Annotated in this window: 19 protein-coding genes; 9 read left to right on the forward strand and 10 right to left on the reverse strand. The window is 75.3% G+C overall.

Annotated features, from left to right (window positions below):
• Nucleotides 1–613 precede the first annotated feature (613 nt).
• Complete coding sequence (locus OHA86_RS33040; protein ID WP_443071932.1) at nucleotides 614–1783, reverse strand: glycosyltransferase; 1170 nt, start codon at nucleotides 1781–1783, stop codon at nucleotides 614–616.
• Nucleotides 1784–1851: 68 nt separating this feature from the next.
• Here OHA86_RS33040 and OHA86_RS33045 point away from each other — a divergent pair, with 68 nt between their 5' ends.
• Both OHA86_RS33045 and OHA86_RS33050 read left to right on the forward strand, forming a co-directional pair.
• Complete coding sequence (locus tag OHA86_RS33045; RefSeq protein ID WP_329181287.1) at nucleotides 1852–2631, forward strand: glutamate racemase; 780 nt, start codon at nucleotides 1852–1854, stop codon at nucleotides 2629–2631.
• Nucleotides 2632–2676: 45 nt separating this feature from the next.
• Nucleotides 2677–3222: a hypothetical protein gene (locus tag OHA86_RS33050; protein WP_329181288.1), complete on the forward strand. Its 546-nt coding sequence runs from the start codon at nucleotides 2677–2679 to the stop codon at nucleotides 3220–3222.
• 18 nt (nucleotides 3223–3240) lie between these two features.
• Here OHA86_RS33050 and OHA86_RS33055 read toward each other — a convergent pair whose 3' ends face one another.
• Nucleotides 3241–4320, reverse strand: a complete 1080-nt coding sequence (locus OHA86_RS33055; RefSeq protein WP_329181289.1) for an O-antigen ligase family protein — start codon at nucleotides 4318–4320, stop codon at nucleotides 3241–3243.
• Between the two features lie 191 nt (nucleotides 4321–4511).
• On the opposite strand from OHA86_RS33055, the gene OHA86_RS33060 reads away from it, so the two are divergent.
• Both OHA86_RS33060 and OHA86_RS33065 read left to right on the forward strand, forming a co-directional pair.
• Nucleotides 4512–5021: an NUDIX hydrolase gene (locus tag OHA86_RS33060; protein WP_329181290.1), complete on the forward strand. Its 510-nt coding sequence runs from the start codon at nucleotides 4512–4514 to the stop codon at nucleotides 5019–5021.
• A 171-nt stretch (nucleotides 5022–5192) separates the two neighbouring features.
• Nucleotides 5193–5456 carry a hypothetical protein gene (locus OHA86_RS33065; RefSeq protein WP_329181291.1) on the forward strand — a complete coding sequence of 88 codons (264 nt, stop codon included), beginning with the start codon at nucleotides 5193–5195 and terminating at the stop codon, nucleotides 5454–5456.
• Between the two features lie 54 nt (nucleotides 5457–5510).
• Here the strand turns inward: OHA86_RS33065 and OHA86_RS33070 are convergent, their stop codons facing one another.
• The 3 genes from OHA86_RS33070 to dhaK all read right to left on the reverse strand — a co-directional run bounded on the left by OHA86_RS33070 (nucleotide 5511) and on the right by dhaK (nucleotide 7665).
• On the reverse strand, nucleotides 5511–5915 hold the full coding sequence (locus OHA86_RS33070) for a PTS-dependent dihydroxyacetone kinase phosphotransferase subunit DhaM (RefSeq protein ID WP_329181292.1): 405 nt from the start codon (nucleotides 5913–5915) through the stop codon (nucleotides 5511–5513).
• On the reverse strand, nucleotides 5912–6574 hold the full coding sequence (dhaL, locus tag OHA86_RS33075) for a dihydroxyacetone kinase subunit DhaL (protein ID WP_329181294.1): 663 nt from the start codon (nucleotides 6572–6574) through the stop codon (nucleotides 5912–5914). The genes OHA86_RS33070 and dhaL overlap by 4 nt, the downstream gene beginning before the upstream one ends.
• Nucleotides 6575–6672: 98 nt before the next feature.
• A complete protein-coding gene (gene dhaK / locus OHA86_RS33080; RefSeq protein WP_329181296.1) occupies nucleotides 6673–7665 on the reverse strand; it encodes a dihydroxyacetone kinase subunit DhaK in 993 nt (330 codons plus the stop codon).
• A 478-nt stretch (nucleotides 7666–8143) separates the two neighbouring features.
• Between dhaK and OHA86_RS33085 the strand changes: the two genes are divergently transcribed.
• The 3 genes from OHA86_RS33085 to OHA86_RS33095 all read left to right on the forward strand — a co-directional run bounded on the left by OHA86_RS33085 (nucleotide 8144) and on the right by OHA86_RS33095 (nucleotide 12144).
• Nucleotides 8144–10411, forward strand: coding sequence for a serine/threonine-protein kinase (locus OHA86_RS33085; RefSeq protein WP_329181297.1), 2268 nt, complete (start codon nucleotides 8144–8146; stop codon nucleotides 10409–10411).
• Between the two features lie 61 nt (nucleotides 10412–10472).
• Nucleotides 10473–11168 (forward strand): alpha/beta fold hydrolase, encoded by a 696-nt coding sequence (locus OHA86_RS33090; protein ID WP_329181299.1) that lies wholly within the window; start codon nucleotides 10473–10475, stop codon nucleotides 11166–11168.
• A 181-nt stretch (nucleotides 11169–11349) separates the two neighbouring features.
• Nucleotides 11350–12144 carry an MBL fold metallo-hydrolase gene (locus OHA86_RS33095; RefSeq protein ID WP_329181301.1) on the forward strand — a complete coding sequence of 265 codons (795 nt, stop codon included), beginning with the start codon at nucleotides 11350–11352 and terminating at the stop codon, nucleotides 12142–12144.
• 31 nt (nucleotides 12145–12175) lie between these two features.
• Here the strand turns inward: OHA86_RS33095 and OHA86_RS33100 are convergent, their stop codons facing one another.
• The 5 genes from OHA86_RS33100 to OHA86_RS33120 form a co-directional block, all read right to left on the reverse strand.
• Nucleotides 12176–13102, reverse strand: coding sequence for a phosphotriesterase family protein (locus tag OHA86_RS33100; protein WP_329181303.1), 927 nt, complete (start codon nucleotides 13100–13102; stop codon nucleotides 12176–12178).
• Nucleotides 13099–13491: a carboxymuconolactone decarboxylase family protein gene (locus tag OHA86_RS33105; RefSeq protein ID WP_329182648.1), complete on the reverse strand. Its 393-nt coding sequence runs from the start codon at nucleotides 13489–13491 to the stop codon at nucleotides 13099–13101. The genes OHA86_RS33100 and OHA86_RS33105 overlap by 4 nt, the downstream gene beginning before the upstream one ends.
• Nucleotides 13491–14078, reverse strand: a complete 588-nt coding sequence (locus OHA86_RS33110) for a DUF4865 family protein (RefSeq protein WP_329181305.1) — start codon at nucleotides 14076–14078, stop codon at nucleotides 13491–13493. Before OHA86_RS33110 ends, OHA86_RS33105 begins: the two co-directional genes overlap by 1 nt.
• 92 nt (nucleotides 14079–14170) lie before the next feature.
• Nucleotides 14171–14758, reverse strand: coding sequence for a TetR/AcrR family transcriptional regulator (locus tag OHA86_RS33115; RefSeq protein WP_329181307.1), 588 nt, complete (start codon nucleotides 14756–14758; stop codon nucleotides 14171–14173).
• A gap of 100 nt (nucleotides 14759–14858) precedes the next feature.
• The gene (locus OHA86_RS33120) at nucleotides 14859–15356 is read right to left on the reverse strand and encodes a hypothetical protein (RefSeq protein ID WP_329181309.1); all 498 of its coding nucleotides are present in this window, start codon (nucleotides 15354–15356) and stop codon (nucleotides 14859–14861) included.
• 142 nt (nucleotides 15357–15498) lie between these two features.
• Here OHA86_RS33120 and OHA86_RS33125 point away from each other — a divergent pair, with 142 nt between their 5' ends.
• Together OHA86_RS33125 and OHA86_RS33130 are read left to right on the forward strand one after the other, a co-directional pair.
• The gene (locus OHA86_RS33125) at nucleotides 15499–16167 is read left to right on the forward strand and encodes a response regulator transcription factor (protein ID WP_329181310.1); all 669 of its coding nucleotides are present in this window, start codon (nucleotides 15499–15501) and stop codon (nucleotides 16165–16167) included.
• Between the two features lies 1 nt (nucleotide 16168).
• Nucleotides 16169–17407 carry a sensor histidine kinase gene (locus OHA86_RS33130; protein WP_329181312.1) on the forward strand — a complete coding sequence of 413 codons (1239 nt, stop codon included), beginning with the start codon at nucleotides 16169–16171 and terminating at the stop codon, nucleotides 17405–17407.
• Nucleotides 17408–17436 lie beyond the last annotated feature (29 nt).

Genomic DNA, 17436 nt, shown 5'->3' on the forward strand with positions numbered 1-17436 from the left:
GGGGCGCGAGGACCTGCGCGGCCAGCCGAGCGCGACCGTCGTGTGCGGACGACCGCTCAGGGGCACGGGGAACTGCGTGCCAAGCCACGACGCGCCTTCGTGTCCGGCCGGGCCGCACGCCCCCAAGGGCGCGGGGAACTGCGCGCCCAGCCACAACGCACCGTCGTGTGCGGACGACCGCACCGCCCCGGGGACGCGGGGAACTGCGCGCCAAGCCACGACGCGTCTTCGTGTGCAGACGGATCGCACGCCCCCGGGGGCGCGGGGAACTGCGCGAGCAACCCACCGTGACCGTCGTGCGGCGACGCACCGCACCGCCCCGGGGACGCGGGGAACTGCGCGCTCAGCCCCCACCGGGGCGCGGGTCGTCACCGCGCGAAAGGGCCTCTTCGGTCCGATCCGGACCACCGGCCGGTGGCGGGTTGCGCGCGCAGTTCCCCGCGCCCCCGCGGGGCACGTCCCGCCGTGCGGACAGCGCGCCCCTGGGCGGGCGCCCCCTCACCGAGGGGAGCCGTCAGAACCCCGGCGCCCCGGGGAGGCGTACCCCTTGCGCAGGGGTAGCGCGGGACCCCCGGGCCCGGGGGAGGGCGGACAGGGGCAACCTCCGGAGGGGCTAGGTCGGGTCGGGGCGGGAGTAGGTGCGGCCCTTCCAGGCCGCTCCGCGGCCGCGGTAGTGCTGGACGGCGGAGTCGACGGTCATGAGGAGGTACAGCGCGGCGGTGTAGGGAAGCGTGAGGGCGAGCCACCGCCGCTGGCCGTAGTAGCGCAGCATCGGGAGATACGTCGCCGTCATGACGGCCCACGCGGCGGCGCCGAGCGCGCACAGCGGCCACGTACCGGTGGCGGCGCCGCCCATGGCGGCGGCCGGGGGGACGAGGTAGATCAGGACGAGGCCGAGCACCGTACCGAGGAGCACCGCGGGGCTGTGGCGGAGCTGGGCGTAGGCGCTGCGCGAGACCATCCGCCACAGTTCGCCGAGGTCCGGGTAGGGGCGGACGCTGTCGACGCTGTCGGCGAGGCCGAGCCAGATCCGCCCGCCCGAGCGCCGGACCGCCCGCGCCAGGGCGATGTCGTCGATGACGGACTGCCGGATGCTGTCGGGGACGCCCGCCGCGTCGACGGCCGTGGCGCGGATCAGGACGCAGCCCCCTGCCGCCGCCGCGGTGCGCCCGCGCCTGCGGTTGATCCACCGGAAGGGGTAGAGCTGCGAGAAGAAGTAGACGAACGCCGGGACGATCAGCCGCTCCCAGCCGGTCTCGACCCGCAGCCTGGCCATCTGCGACACCATGTCGAGGTCCGCGCCGACCGCCGCTGCGGCCAGGGCGCGCAGACTGTCCGGGCGGTGCGCGATGTCGGCGTCGGTGAGCAGCAGATACTCCGCCCCGGTGCGCTCGCGCGCGAGCGCGACGCCGTGGCGTACGGCCCACAGCTTGCCGGTCCAGCCGGGCGGCGGCTCGCCGGGGGAGGAGACGGTCAGCGGCAGCCCGCCGTGCCGCTCGGCCAGTTCACGGGCGACGTCCCCGGTCCCGTCGGTGCTGCCGTCGTCGACCAGGAAGATCTCGGCCCGCCCCGGATACTGCTGCGCCAGCAGCGACGGCAGGCTCAGCCCGAGCACCGCCGCCTCGTCCCTGGCGGGCACCACGACGGCCACCGTCGGCCATGCGGAGGGCTCGGCAATGTGCCGCGGCAGCCGTACGTCCGTGCGCCAGAAGAAGCCCTGCCCCAGCAGCAGCCACACCCACACCAGCAGGGACAGCCCTGCGATCACTGTCGTCACCGTCACTCGCGGCAGTCTGCCGTACGACGGGTGCCGGGCGGTGGCGCGGTCGCCGTGCCGCGTAGGGTGAGTGGATGAAGATCGCCCTCGTGGACTCCGGCCTCGGACTGCTGGCCGCCGCCGCGGCCGTACGCCGGATGCGGCCGGACGCCGATCTGGTGCTGTCGTGCGATCCGGACGGTATGCCCTGGGGGCTGCGGACCGTGCAGGACGTCGGTGAACGCGCCCTGCGGTGCGCGCTGGCGGCGGCGGAGCGCGGTCCCGACGTGCTGATCGTGGCCTGCAACACCGCGTCGGTGCACGCGCTGGCGGCGGTACGGGCCGCGCTGGAGCCGGCCCTGCCGGTGGTGGGCACCGTGCCCGCGATCAAGCCGGCCGCGGCGGGCGGCGGCGCGGTCGCCATCTGGGCGACGCCCGCCACCACGTGCAGCGCCTACCAGCGCGGGCTGATCGCCGAATTCGGCGGCGGCGCGGAGATCACCGAGGTGCCGTGCCCCGGGCTCGCCGAAGCAGTACAGGCCGGTGACAGCGCCGCGGTGGACGCCGCGGTCGCCGCGGCGGCGGCACTGACCCCGATGGGCGTACGCGCGCTCGTACTCGGCTGCACGCACTACGAGCTGCTCACCGACCGGATCGCGGCGGCCGTCCCGGGCGCCGCGCTCTTCTGCTCCGCCGACGCCGTGGCCGCGCAGGCGCTGCGCAGGATCGGTGCGGCGCCGGGCCCCGCGGACGCCGTGTCCGCCGGCACCGGAGGGCTCGAAGTGCTGCTCAGCGGCCGCGCCGCCGGGCTGCCCGCCGTCGCGTCGGTGTACGCCGAGGGCGCCGCGCTGGCAGTGACACCCGCCACGGCCTGACGTCACAGGGCTGCCCATTGCGTGCCGAATGAGTACGCTTCGACCATGACGCACGCTCCCCGCCCGGAGTCCGTCGCGCCCCAGGTGTGGACGGGCCGCGCCAGCAACCGCATGCAGTGGGTCCTCGCCACGGTGGGCGCGGCCTGCTTGGCACTGGGCATCGAACTCGCCGTCGACCAGCCCGCCGCCACCGACCTCGTACCGCTGGTGATGTCCGTCGTCGGCTGCCTCGCGGTCGGACTGCTGATCATCTTCGGCACGGTCGCCTTCACGCATGTGAAGGTGCAGATCGACCGGGACTGCGTCGAGGTGCGCTGCGGCCACATCGGGCTGCCGCGCCGCCGCATCCCGCTCGCCGACGTCAGCGGCGCCGCACTGGTGCCGCTGATCAGCCCGCGCAGCTGGGGCGGCTGGGGCTACCGCTGGCGCCCGGAGAAGGGCACGGCCGTCATCGTGCGGCGCGGGCCGGGCATCATCATCGACCTCGGCGCCGGTCACCGGTTCACCGTGACGGTGGACGATCCCGAGGGCGCGGTCCAGGCGATCGGCGACTGGCTGCGGCTGCGGTCCCGGACGCTGGCCGGCTCCTAGCGCGCCCCGGCGCCGGTGTCAGCCGAGGGGCTCCGCGGTGAAGGGGTGGGCCGTCGCCACGCCGGCCAGGAATCCGGCGCCCGCGGTCACCACGGCGTAGCTGAGGACGTGGTCGACGGTGGCGAGCATCGCCAGGCAGGTGAGCGTGGCGGCGGCGGTGAGCACCACCGGGGTCGGGCGCGGGGAGCGCCACAGGGCGGTGAGCAGCCAGCAGAAGCCGGCCGCCAGCAGGGCGGCGCCGGGGATGCCCTGCTCGGCGGCGAGCTGGAGCGGCGCGGACTGCGGTGACTCGGCGACCGGGGCGAGCTCGGACGAGGGGGTGGCCTCGTCGGCGAACCGCTCGGGGCCGACACCGCGCAGCGGGTGGTGCGCCGCCAGGGTGACCGCCTGGTGCCACAGCTCGACCCTGGGCTGGGTGAGCTGGCCGGTGAGGGACTGCGACAGGCCCGGCGGCAGCGTGTCGGTGGCCACCGCGCAGCTGCCGCCGACCACGAGCGCCGCGGCCAGGGCGAGCCCGGCCAGGCCGGGCAGCCTGCGTCGTGCACGGGCCGCGGCCAGCGAGCACAGCACGATCGCGGCGCCCGCCGCGAAGCCGGCCGCCGAGCCGAGCGCGAGCGCCGTGACGGCCGCGCCCGCGCCCACCGCGTGCAGGGCGATCCGCCTCGCCCCGCCCCGGGTGGCCCAGGCGGCGCAGCAGGCGGCGCCCGCGGCCAGCACGAGCAGTGCGGCGTCGGCGTTCGGATAGCCGAGCGGCGGCGCGTCCGGATGGGCCGACAGCCGGGTCGGCGGTACGAGCACCAGGGCCAGGACGGCCGTCACCGCGGCCGTCGGCGCCAGTACGGGCAGCAGCGCGCCCAGGATGCGGCCGAGGGCGTAACCCGCGGCGACGGCGAGCAGCGCGAGCAGGGCGCCCTCGGGGCGGGCCGGCCGCCCGGCGGCGGCGACCAGCGCCCAGACGGCGCAGCAGGCCAATACCACGATTCCGACCGCGTCGGTGACCCCGCCGCCGTCCCGCCGGACGGTGCCGGGGTCTTGCGGCGGACCGTCGCCGCGGCCCGTACGGGTGGCGCCCGGCGTCCCGCCGGCCGTCGTGTCCATGTCCCCGTTACCCCCTGACGCCACGCGGGTGTGACGGGGTGCGTCACACCCGCGTTCCCCGCGTGGGCGCTTCCTGTCGGGCCACGGTAACCGCTGATGGAGCCGCTGTGGACAGTCGTGCAACAACGTTGTCGCCGTTGGGAAACCTGGTGCGGATGTGGCGTTCACCCGGCTTCTCGTAGGCTCTGGCCATGGCGACTCCGCAATTCATCCTGGACATCCGCGCCAAGGCGGGCGACACGCTGCTGTTCCTGCCGGGCGTGGTGATGGTGGTGTTCGACGACCGCGGCCGGGTCCTGCTGAACCGCCGGGTCGACACCGGGAAGTGGGCGCTGATCAGCGGCATCCCCGACCCCGGTGAACAGCCCGCGGAGGCGGCCGTGCGCGAGATCGAGGAGGAGACCGGCGTCGCGGCGATCGTGGAGCGGGTGCTGAGCGTCTTCACCAACGAACCCGTGGTCTACGGCAACGGCGACCGGGCGCAGTACGTCGACATCGTGCTGCGCTGCCGCGCGGTCGGCGGCGAGGCGCGGGTCAACGACGACGAGTCGCTCGATGTGCGCTGGTTCGCCCCGGACGAGCTGCCGCCGCTCGGCCCGATCGCCCGCGGCCGGATCGAGCTGGCGCTGCGCGACGACCCCGCCTGGTTCGCCCCCGCGCCCGCACCGGGCCTCGCCGACCGCGGCTACCGGGCGCCCTGAGCCGGCCCCGCCCTCCCGGGCCGCCGACACCTCGCCGCGGCAGGGCGGGTGCCCGGGCGGCGGCTCGTACAAGTATTCGTCAGATGTGCTCTGGCCAGCGGACTTTGTCAGTGCCCGGCGGTAAAATGGACAGTGTTCGAGAGGGTCGGCCGACGCCGCAGGAGGATGCCGATGGCTGTTGCCGTACTGTCCCCGCTGAAGAGCCCACTACCCAGGAAGCCACTGCCCGCAGGCCGCCCGCGTGCCTGGTATGTCGCGCACAACCGGCGGCTGAAGACCATGCGCCTGGTGATCGCCCTGCTGGACGCCGGCGTCTACGAGCCCGGCCAGGCCGGCAACCGGCGGATCCGCGACACCGCCGAGCGGATCGGTGTCCACGAGCCGTCCGACACCACCTGCCGCATGGTCCGCACCCTGCTGGTCTACGGGCGCTGACCGGCACACCGGCGGCCCCCTCCCGCCGGGGAGGGGGCCGCCGGTGACGCCCGGTCAGGCCTTGCGGTAGGTGTACGCGTCCGCCGCCGCCGCGGCGACCGCGTCCAGGTCGGCCCCGGTCGAGGCGGTGACCACCGCGGCGACCGCGCCTTCGAGGAAGGGGGCGTCCACCAGCCGTGCCCCGGCGGGGAGTTCGTCGTCCGCGAGCAGCGCCTTGACGGTGAGGACGGCGCTGCCCAGGTCGGCCAGGACCGCCACGCCCGCGCCGCGGTCCACCGAACGGGCCGCGGCGGCGATCAGGTCCGAGCTGGTGCCGAGTCCGCCGTCCGGGGCGCCGCCCGCCGGGGCCACGGGGACGTCGCCGCCGCCCCCGGTGAGCCCGGTCGCGAGGTCCGCGACGGCGGCGGCCACCTGGGCGCTGTGCGAGACCAGAACGACGCCCACCAGCGGGGTGGTCATGAGCCCTCCCGCGCGGTGTCGGCCAGCGCGGTGACCAGCAGCGCCGAGGACGTGGCCCCCGGGTCCTGGTGGCCGACGCTGCGCTCGCCCAGATAACTCGCCCGGCCCTTCCTGGCCCGCAGCGCGATGGTCGCCGCCGCACCCTCGTCGGCCGCGGCCGCGGCGGCGGCGAAGGCCTCCGCCGCGCTGCCGCCCGCGTCCAGCGTGCCGGTCAGCGCGTCGAGGGCCGGCAGCAGCGAGTCCAGCATGGTCTTGTCGCCCGGTACGGCCCCGCCGAGCGCGGCCACCCCGTCGACCCCGGCGCGCAGCGCGTCCCGCAGCCGGGCCGCTGACACCGCCGGCTCCTCGCCGAGGTCCTTGCCCGCCCGCCGCAGCAGCGTGCCGTACAGCGGCCCCGAGGCGCCGCCGACCGTACTGATCAGCGTCCGTCCGACCAGCACCAGCACACCGCCGGGGGTTTCCGGGGGCTCCTGCCCGACGGCGGTCCGTGCGGCCAGGAAGCCGCGCCGTATGTTCGACCCGTGGTCGGCGTCGCCGATCGGGGAGTCCAGCTCCGTCAGCCGGGCGGACTCGCGGTCCACGGCGTTCGTGGCCGCTTCCAGCCAGCGGCGCAGGAAGGCCGCGTCGACCGGAGTCTCGGGGTCGGGGGTTGCGTTCATCGCGGTCGCGAGGTCCTTTCGCCGGTGGTACGGGATACGTGCGGCCACGCTGCCGGCCCGGTCGCGGAGCCGGCGGGCGCGCCCGTGGTGGCGCGAAGTCAGCAGCCCCAGCGCAGGCCCGGGGTGGCGACCGGGGCGTCCCACAGCCGCAGCAGCTCCTCGTCGACCTGGCAGATCGTCACCGAGGCGCCCGCCATGTCCAGCGACGTCACATAGTTGCCGACCAGGGTGCGGGCCACCGGTATTCGGCGTTCGGCCAGCGCGCGCTGCACCTCGGCGTTGAAACCGTAGAGTTCGAGCAGCGGGGTCGCGCCCATGCCGTTGACCAGGACGAGCACCGGCCCGTCCGGGTTGAGGTCGGACACCACCGCCTCGACGGTGACATCGGCTATCTCGCCCGACGTCATCATGGCCCGCCGCTCCCGCCCCGGTTCGCCGTGGATGCCGACACCCAGTTCCAGCTCACCGTCCGGCAGGTCGAAGGTCGGGCCGCCCTTGGACGGGGTGCTGCACGCGCTGAGGGCCACACCGAAGCTGCGGGACGCGGCATTGACCCGGCGGGCCAGCGCCGCCACCCGGTCGAGCGGCGCGCCCTCCTCCGCTGCGGCGCCGGCGATCTTCTCGACGAAGAGCGTGGCGCCCGTGCCGCGCCGCCCCGCGGTGTAGAGGCTGTCGGTCACGGCCACGTCGTCGTCCACCAGGACGCTGACGACCTGCACGCCCTCGTCCTCGGCCAGTTCGGCGGCCATCTGGAAGTTCAGCACGTCACCGGTGTAGTTCTTCACGATGAAGAGCACCCCGGCGCCGCTGTCGACGGCCGCCGCCGCCCGTACCATCTGGTCGGGCACCGGAGAGGTGAACACCTCGCCGGGACAGGCCGCGTCCAGCATGCCCTTGCCGACGAATCCGCCGTGCAGCGGCTCGTGCCCCGACCCGCCGCCGGAGACCAGCCCCACCTTCCCCTCGTACGGCGAGCCGCGCCGCACTATCAGCCGGTGCTCGACATCGACGGTCAGCTCGGGATGAGCGGCGGCGAAACCGCGCAGCGCATCGGCGACCACGTTCTCGGCGACGTTGATCAGCATCTTCATCGGCTACTCCGTCCGCACGCCCCATGGAGATCTCCAGCCTACGTTTCCGCCGCCCTGCGGGCACCACGGGCGAGTGCCGTCCGCATCCCGATGCGGGGTCCCGAGTACCTATCCGGCCCGCGCACCGGCGGAGCCGGTCGCCGGGCGCGGCACGGGCCGGGCCGTCCGGCCCCGCGCGGTGACCTGGCACTTGCACGCCGGCCCCGCGGTGCGCGCGGCCGGCCTCCGGGCGCCGCCCCACCGGGCGCGGCACCGGCGGGCGGTCCGCACAGCCGCGCAGGATTTCGAATTCCTGCGGAAGCTCGGCCGCCCCCGCCGCCGCGCCGGGCGCACGAGCGGCTCCGGGCACCGCACCGGCCGCGCGGGCGGGCCGCCGGTGCACCCTGAGGTGTTATGCCCTGATGCGAGGTGCCGCCCGCCGCCCCGCGCGGCCATACTGGGTACGGGGAAGCACCAATGACCACGGGGGCGGCACGCGATGGCGGCGGGACATCACGGGAACCACCAAGAACAAGGCGGCGGTGAGGCGGCGGAGCAGCACAGCACCCTCATCCAGGGGCGCTACCGGCTGCACGAGCTGATCGGCCGCGGCGGCATGGGCGAGGTCTGGCGCGCGCTCGACGAGTCGCTGGGCCGCAGGGTCGCGGTGAAGTGCCTCAAGCCCGTCGGCCAGGCCAGGGACGCCGGTTTCACCCGCATCCTCCAGGAGCGCTTCCGCCGCGAGGCCAGGGTCGCCGCGGCGCTGCAGCACCGCGGGATCACCGTCGTGCACGACTTCGGTGAGCACGACGGGGTGCTCTACCTGGTGATGGAACTGCTCGACGGCCGCAATCTGCTCCAGGTGCTCGACGACGCCCGCCGGCACCCGCTGCCCGTCCCCGACATCATCGACATCGCGGAACAGGTCGCCGACGCCCTCGCCTACACCCATACGCAGGGCATCGTCCACCGGGACCTGAAACCGGCCAACATCGTCCGGCTCAGCGACGGCGCGGTGAAGATCTGCGACTTCGGCATCGCCCGGCTCGGCCACGACATCGGCTTCACCTCCCGGCTGACCGGCACCGGCGTGGCCATGGGCACCCCGCACTACATGTCGCCCGAGCAGATCGGCGCGTCGGGCGAGGTCGACCACCGCAGCGACCTGTACTCGCTGGGCTGCGTGCTCTACGAACTCGCCACCGGCGCACCGCCGTTCGACCTCGGCGACACCTGGGCGATCCTGGTCGGCCACCGCGACAATGTGCCCGAGCCGCCGCGCGACCGGCGGCCCGAGCTGCCGGTGGAACTCGAACACCTCATCCTCGACCTGCTCGCCAAGGCCCCCGACGACCGCCCGCAGGACGCCGCCGACGTCGGCGGCCGGCTCAAGGCGCTGCGGGCCGGTACGGGCAGTGTGCACCTCGTCCCGGGCACGGACCCCCGGGGCGCGCACGGCAGGACCGCCGGCCGGACCGCGCCGCCCGCCGAGCTGCCCGGCTGGGCGCGCCGGCTGACCACCGGGACGGCCGCCGCCTCCACCCGGCCCCGGCACACGGTGAGCGCGCCCCGCCACGAGCTGACCGGCGCCTGGTCCACCCGCGGCCTGCAGGCCGCGCCGCGGCCCGGCGTGCTCACCGAACTGGCCGACCGGCACGCGGAAGGCATCGACCTGGCCCGGGTCGGGAACTGGCGCCAGGCCTACGACCTGCACACCGCGGTCGCCGCCGCCCGCGACCACGCCCAGGGAACCGAGCACCCCGACACCCTCGCCAGCCGCTACGAGGCCGCCTACTGCCTCACCGGCCTCGGCCGTACGGACGAGGCATTGCAGCTCTACGCCTACGTCGGCGAGACCCGCGCCCGGGTGCTCGGCCCCGACCACCCCGACACGCTGGCCGCCCGGCACGAGGCCGCCTACGCGCTCGGCGTGCTCGGCCGCCACCTGGAGGCGCACCAGGAATACGCGGAAGTGCTGGCCGCCCGGATCCGGACCGCAGGCCCCGACGACCCCGACACCCTCCAGTGCAAGCACAACCTCGCCTTCAACCTCGGGCGGCTCGGCCGTACCGCCGAGGCGCACACCATGGCCGAGGAGGTCGCCGCCGCACGTACCCGGGTGCTCGGCGCGGAAAATCCGCAGACCCTCGTGACCCGCTTCGAGGTCGGCCACCTGCTCGGCACCTCCCGCCGCTGGGCCGAGGCGCTCGACGTCTACCGGGACGTGGCCGCGATCAGGACCCGGGTGCTCGGCGCCGACCACCCCGACACGCTCGCCGTGCACTACGAGTGCGGCATCTGCCTGGGCAGGCTCGGCCGCAGCACGGAGGCGCTGACGCTCTACGAGGCGCTGGTCGAGGCCAGGACCAGGACGGCGGGCTCCTCCGACGCGGAGACGCTGCGCGCCCGGCACGCGCTCGGCGTCAACCTCGGGCGGCTCGGCCACTGGGAGCGGGCACTCGCCGAGGCCCGCGACGTGGCCGCGGTCCGCGAGCGCGTCCTCGGCCACGTCCACCCCGACACCCTGGTCAGCAAGCGGGAGATCGCCGTCGGCCTGGGCTGGCTCGGCCGCTGGGCCGGGGCGCTCGCCGTCTACCACGAGGTCGCCGACGCCCGCGAACAGGTCCTCGGTCCCGCCCACCCCGACACCCTCACCAGCCGCAACGACGAGGCCCAGTGCCTGGAACAGCTCGGCCGCGGCGCGGAGGCGCAGATCCTCTACGACCGCGTCGCGGCCCAGCAGCAGAACGCCCCGCAGCAGCTGTGACGGATCGGCCGACCGCGAACAGCCTGGCCCGCGGCGCCGGTCGCGCACTACCGTCGCAGCCATGAGCGATGTGCGGAATCACCAGGTCAACGGGGTACGGCTGGCCTGCGGGACGGCGGGCCCCGCCGACGGCCCGCCGGTGCTGCTCCTGCACGCGCTCGGCGAGGACCGCGGCTCCTGGTCGGCGGTCGCCGCGGCGCTGGCCGCCGACGGATGGCGCACCCTCGCCCCCGACCTGCGCGGCCACGGCGACAGCGGCCACCCGGGCGACTACGCCTTCGAGGCGATGCGGGACGACGTCCTGGCGCTGCTCGACGCACTCGGCATCGGGCAGGTCACCCTCGTCGCCCACTCGCTCGGTACGGTCGTCGCGTCGCTGGTCGCGATGGACCGGCCGGCCGCCGTGCACCGGCTCGTCCTGGAGGAGGGGCCGCTGCCCTTCCCCGCCGACCCGCCGCGCACCGTCCCCGAGAAACCCGGCCCCGAACCGGTCCCGTACGACTGGCGGGTCCTCGCCGCGGTGGCCCGGCAGCGCAACGCGCCCGCCGCACGGCACTGGGACGGCCTCGCGGAGATCACCGCGCCGACCCTCGTCATCGCGGGCGGCCAGGACAGCCATCTGCGCCAGGACCAGCTCGCGCAGGTCGCCGCCCGCATCCCCGGCGCGCGGCTCATCACGATCGAGGCGGGCCACATGATCCACGACACGCGCCCGGCGGCCTTCATCTCCGCGGTCCGCGCCTTCCTGCGGGCGTAGCGCCGGGACCGGGGGATCCCCCGCGGCCCGGGACCGGGGGGCAGCGGCGCGCGTGGCGGGAACCCGCCGGTCACTGGCGCCGGCCGCTCTCACGGATCAGGCCCGGATGGCGGCAGAGTGCCCGTATCGGCCGTCGCGGCGGACCTCCCGGCCCGCCGCGCCATGACACGGAGAGACACACATGACCTCTGAGCTGCCCGCATCCCGGCGCCTGACCGTGCACTACCTGGGCGGTCCCACCGCGGTCCTGGAGATCGGCGGGGTGCGGCTCCTCACCGACCCGACCTTCGACGCCCCCGGCGACTACCCGACCCCGGGCGGCACGCTGGTCAAGACGGTGGGGCCGGCGATCGGCCCGGCCGACATCGGGCCGGTCGCCGCCGTGCTGCTCTCCCACGACCAGCACCCGGACAACCTGGACGACGCGGGCCGCGCCCACCTCGCGGACGTCCCGCTCGTGCTGTCCACCGCCTCGGCGCGCGAGCGGCTCGGCGGCGCCACCCGGAGCCTGGCGAACTGGGAGCACGTCGAACTGCCGCGGCCGGACGGCGGGACGCTGCGGGTCACCGGAGTGCCCGCCAAGCACGGCCCCGAGGGCACCGAGGCCCTGGTCGGGGAGGTCACCGGGTTCGTCCTGTCGGGCGACGCCCTGCCGACGGTCTACGTGAGCGGTGACAACGTCTCGCTGGACGCGGTCAGGGCGATCGCCGGACGGTTCGGCGCCTTCGACATCGCGGTGCTCTTCGCCGGGGGTGCCCAGGCCCCGGCGATGCCCGGCGTCAACCTCACGCTGCCCAGCGACTGGGCCGCGCAGGCGACGGAGATCCTGGGCACCCCCGAGGTCGTCCCGGTGCACTTCGAGCACTGGGCCCACTTCACCCAGGACGGCGACACCCTGGTGCGGGCCTTCGACGCGGCAGGCCTTTCGGCCAGGCTCCACCTGCTGAAGCCGGGCGACCGCATCGGCCTGGGCTGAGCCGCGCCGCGCCGCGCCCGGCCGGCAGGCCCTACGCAGGCCAGGGCGCGGCGAAGGCCCGGGCCGGGTTGGCGCGGAAGACGGTGTCGGCCGCTTCCCGGCCCAGCTCGCGGACCAGCCGGGGGCGCAGCGTGCCCAGCAGATACGCGGCGCCGGGACCCGCGCCCGGGGACGTCGTGTCGGCGCCCAGCAGGAGCTGCTCGGTGCGGCCGGCGGCGGCGAGCGCCACCAGGCTGTCGACCAGCCACGGGTCGGTGGCGTGATGGGCCCGGCTCGGCCCGTCGAAGGCGAGGTAGGCCCCGGCGGCGGCCAGTTCGCGGTGCACCCCGGGGTCGGGGAAGCGGTTGAGGTGGCCGAGCAGCAGGCTGCGCGCGGGCACTCCCAGCTCCCCGTGCAGCAGCCCCAGTGCGTCCACGGCCGCCGTGCCCATCTCGTGGTGGACGCCGATCGGCGCCCCGGTGGCGTGGTGCGCCTGCGCCGCCGCCGCCATGACCCACCGGGTGTGGTCGTCCAGGGCGTGGAACATCCCGGCGACCTTGATCATCCCGGCTCTGACCGTGCTCCGCGCACCGTCCGGATCGTCACCGGCGATCATCCCCGCGGTCAGCTCGGCGACGAAGAAGGCCGCCAGGCCGTCGCCGCGGCGCAGCCGCCGCAGCACCCCGGGGTCGTAGTGCACCTCCTGGTGGAGTCCGGTCGCGGCGATCACGTGCACCCCCGTGGCACGTGAGGCGGCGACGGCCTGCCCGGTCATCCGCCCCAGACCGAACGGTGTCCACTGCGCCAGCGCCTCGCCGCCCAGCGCGCGGAAGCCGGTGAGCCGGGCCAGCGCCGCCGCCGGGTCGTCCAGCGACGGGCCCGGGAGCGCGGGGCTGCGCAGGAAGAGGTGGTCATGGGCGTCGCACACGCCGAGCCCGGCGGGTTCGATGTCGCCCAGGACCGTACGGACCGCGTTCACGCCGGCTCCTCCTTCCCGCGGAGCACCGCGGCCGCGACCCGCAGCCCGGCCAGCGCCCTGGGCACCCCGACGTAGGGCGCCAGATGCACCATCACCTCGATGATCTCGCGTGCCTCGACGCCGATCCGCAGGCTGTTGCGCACATGGTCGTCCAGCTGCGGCTCCACCCCGCCGAGCGCGGTGAGCGCGGCCAGCGTGGCGATCTGCCGGTCCCGCAGCTCCAGCCCCTCCCGCTGGTACGTGCCCCCGAAGAGGCTGGTGACGATCCAGTCGGGGAAGCCGGGCGCCAGGGCGTCCAGACCGGCGAGGGTGCCCTCGACGGTCTCGGGGCCGGCGAGTTCGCCCATCAGCCGGTAGCCCGCCTCGCGGTCGATCACCGCCTTGCGCATCACCACTGCCGTCCCGTCCTGATCTCGCCGAGCCCCGGCTTGGACAGGTGCAGCACCTCGTGCCGCTCCTCGCCCGGCGCCTCGGGCGCCGTGTCCTCCCACAGGGTGAAGTGCAGCAACTCCCAGTGCCTCGGGTCGATCAGCAGCGCAGCGCAGTGCACTCCCGGCCGTTCGCCGGCCGCCGCCAGCTCCGCCAGGGCGCGGTCGATCACCGCGGCCGGGTTCTCGCCCGGGGAGACCTGCCGGGAGCGGCGGGCCGCCGCCCGCGGCGCGGCGGCGAAAGCCGGGCCGCGCACGAAGCCGAGCCCGGTCCAGTGCTCCACGGCCGGGCGCCCGAAGTCGTCCACGACGCCCTGGAAGCCGGGTCCCCACAGGAAGCTGTTCATGCCCTCCGCGGTGTTCCACAGATAGAACGGCGCGTACTGGTTGACCGGCGAGCCGTCCACGCCCCTTTCCCTGATCAGATACGCCTTCTGGCCGAGTCCCGGGAAGTCGTCCAGCAGATGGCCCCTGGTGGCCACCCGGTGGCGGATGATCTTCATGTCGTAGTCGGCGGGCAGGGTGATGCGGTAGTTCATCGCGTGCACGGGTGTGTGCTCCCCACGGGAAGGTGACGGGTGTGCGGCCGGGAGGCCGGCGGCGTCGAGGACGGCCGGCGCCAGGTGTCGTGCGTGACGCGTCAGGCGTCCGGCACCGGGGGTGCGGTCACGGCCTGCGCGGCGAGCAGGGCGACCGCGCCGCGCACCGCCCGGTCGAACGGCTCCTGCGAGTCGGCGGCGCGGGCCAGTACGTAACCGCCCTGGACGACGGCGACGATCATGGCGGCGGTGTCGTCCGGGTCGGTGCCCGGGCGCAGTTCACCGGTCTCGACACCGTCGGCGATGACCGCCGCGAGGTGGCCGGTCAGCCAGTCGAAGGTCTCGCGCACCGGCTCCCGCAGCTGCGCGCTGGCGATGACGTCGGGGTCCATCGCCATCCGCCCGACCCGGCAGCCGCGCAGCGCGTCGCGCTCCCGCAGCAGATAGGCGGTGGCCTTCTCCAGCGCCGTGCGGCCGGTGGCCAACTGGCCCTCGGCCTGGGCCCGCAGCTCGGCGGCGCTGCGGCGCATCGCGGCCACCGCGAGGTCCGGCTTGCCGCGGAAGTGGTGGTACATGCTGCCCTGGCCGGCGCCCGCCCGCTCCTGGATGGCCTTGGGGCTGGTGCCGACGTAGCCGCGCTCCCAGAGCAGTTCCCTGGCGCTCTCGATCAACCGTTCCGACGTCTCCATGGGGTCACTGTACATACTAGTAGGTACAGAGGCCAGCGAGGTCGGAGCGGCCCGCGCCCCCGTGGCGTACGCGGGCCGCTCCTCAAGGCCGCGCCCTGCGTCAGCCGAGCACGGCGGAGGCCGACGGGCCCGGCTCGCCGGCGCCTTCGGTGACCGGGCCGCTCACGTCGTTCCGGACGATCACCCCGCCCGCAGCGCTCTTGCCGCTCTTGCCGCCCTTGGGCGGCAGCGGAGGCAGCGCCGGGCACTTGTCGCCGGTCTGCACGCTGCCCTTGGGGGCGGGCTTGCCGTTGATGTAGACCTTGCCGTTCACGATCTTCACCGTGGTCCTGCCGGCCTTGCCCGGGCCGCCCTTCGGCGGCTTCCCGGGCAGCGGCGGGAGTCCGGGCCTGTCGCCCGGCTTGCCGATCCGCACGATGCAGGCGATGTGCACCCGGCCGTCCTTGTGGTCGGGCGCCGCCTTGGCGGGGCGCGCCTGGGCCGAGCGGCCGGACACCGGGTCCGCCCCCGTGGCGCTGCTGACCGGCGCGGTCGCCACACCGGTCAGGCCGAGGCCCGCGGTGAGCGCGATCCCCGCGAGGATCCTGTTCTTCTTCATGGTCTGGTCACTCCCGTGGAGAGGTCGCCGGGATCGGTTGACCCGGCGCCGAGCAGCCTCGCCGCGGCGGGCTGAAGCGGACCTGAAGGACCGTCGGATGATCTTCATGTTCGCCTTAGGTACGGCACTGCACCCTGACGGCGTGCGCATACTCGTGGTGGAAGACGAACGCAGGCTCGCGGAACTCCTGAGCGACGGCCTGACCAGGGAGGGCTTCGCGGTCGACCTCGCCCACGACGGCCGCGAGGGGCTGTGGATGGCCACCGAGCAGCCGTACGACGTGATGGTGCTCGACGTGATGCTGCCGGGCCTGGACGGCTGCACGGTCTGCGCCCGGCTGCGCGAGGCCGGCGTCTGGACGCCGATCCTGATGCTCACCGCGATGGACGGCGAGTACGACGAGGCCGAGGCGCTGGACACCGGCGCGGACGACTACCTGACCAAGCCGTTCTCCTACGTGGTGCTGCTGGCCAGGCTGCGGGCCCTGGTCAGACGCGGGGTGCGGGAGCGGCCCGCGGTGCTGTCGGTCGGCGACCTGCGGGTGGACCCGGCGGGGCTGCGCTGCAGCAGGGGCGATGTGCTGATCCCGCTGACGCCCAAGGAGTTCGCGATCCTGCACTGCCTGGCCCGGCGCGCGGGCGAGGTGGTGCCCAAGTCCGAACTGCTGGCCAGGGCCTGGGACTTCGCCTACGACGGCGACTCCAACGTCGTCGAGGTCTACATCAGCGCCCTGCGCCGCAAGATCGACCGGCCCTTCGGCCGTACGACGCTGAGCACGGTGCGCGGCGCCGGCTACCGGCTGGAGGCCTGAGATGGGGGTACGGCTGCGCACCACGCTCGCGGCGACCGCCGTGGTGGCCGCCGCCCTCGTGCTGGCCGCCCTCGCGCTCTTCGCCGCGCTGCGCGCCAGCCTGACGGACACCGCCAGGGATCTGGCCGTGCAGGACGCCCGGCGCAATGCCGCCGTCGTCCAGCTGGCCGGTCCAGGGCTGCCCGGCCCCGGCGTGATCGGCCGCACGCCGGGGCCGCAGGACCAGGTGGTCCCGCCGCTGCCCGAGGACGCGGGCGGTTCGCTGGTGATCACACGGCGCGTCGACACCACGTCGGGCGCGGTCACCGTGGAGGGCCGGGCGTCGCTGGCGCCGGCCCGCGCCGCCATGCGCACCCTGACCGCCCTGCTCGTCCCGGGCATCCCGGCGCTGCTCGCACTGGTCGCGTGGCTCACCTGGCTCGCCGTCGGCCGGGCGCTGCGGCCGGTGTCCGCGATCCGCGCGAAGGTCGCCGACATCACCGCCCGCGACCTGCACGAACGGGTGCCGGAGCCGGCGTCCCGCGACGAGATCGGCGCCCTGGCGCGTACCGTCAACGCCACGCTCGACCGGCTGCAGACCGCGGTCGGCGCGCACCGGCAGTTCGTCGCCGACGCCGCGCACGAGCTGCGCAGCCCGATGGCCGTGCTGCGGACACGGCTCGAACTCGCCCGGCCGGCCGAGCGGCGGCTCGCGGCCGGCGCCCTGGACGACGTCGAGCGGCTGCAGCGGCTCACCGCCGACCTGCTTCTGCTGGCCAGGCTCGACGCCCGCGAGCCGATCCGCACCCGGGAGACCGACCTGGCCCAGATCGTCGCGGAGGAGGCCGCCCGGCCCCGCCCGCGCACGGACGTCGGGGTGACCCTGCGGCTCACCCCCGACCTGCTGGTCGAGGGCTCGCCCGACCACCTGCGCCGGCTGGTCGCCAACCTGGTCGACAACGCCGTGCGGCACGCGGCCGGCGCGGTGACCGTGGCGCTCACCCACGACCCGGGGTCGGGGGAGGCCCGCCTTGAGGTCACCGACGACGGGCCGGGCATACCGGCCGAGCACCGGGCCGCCGTCTTCGAGCGCTTCGCCCGGCTCGACCACGCGCGGACCCGTGACACCGGCGGCTCGGGCCTCGGCCTGTCCATCGCCCGCGACATCGCGCTCGCGCACCGGGCGACGCTCCAGGTCGTGCCGGGGCCGCCGGGCGCGAGGCTGCGGGCGGTCTTCCCGCTGCGGCCAGCGGCCCGCTGAGGCCCGGGAGGTGGGCAGACCGGAACCGG

It is taken from the genome of Streptomyces sp. NBC_01477 (genome assembly GCF_036227245.1).
Taxonomy (GTDB): Bacteria; Actinomycetota; Actinomycetes; order Streptomycetales; family Streptomycetaceae; genus Actinacidiphila.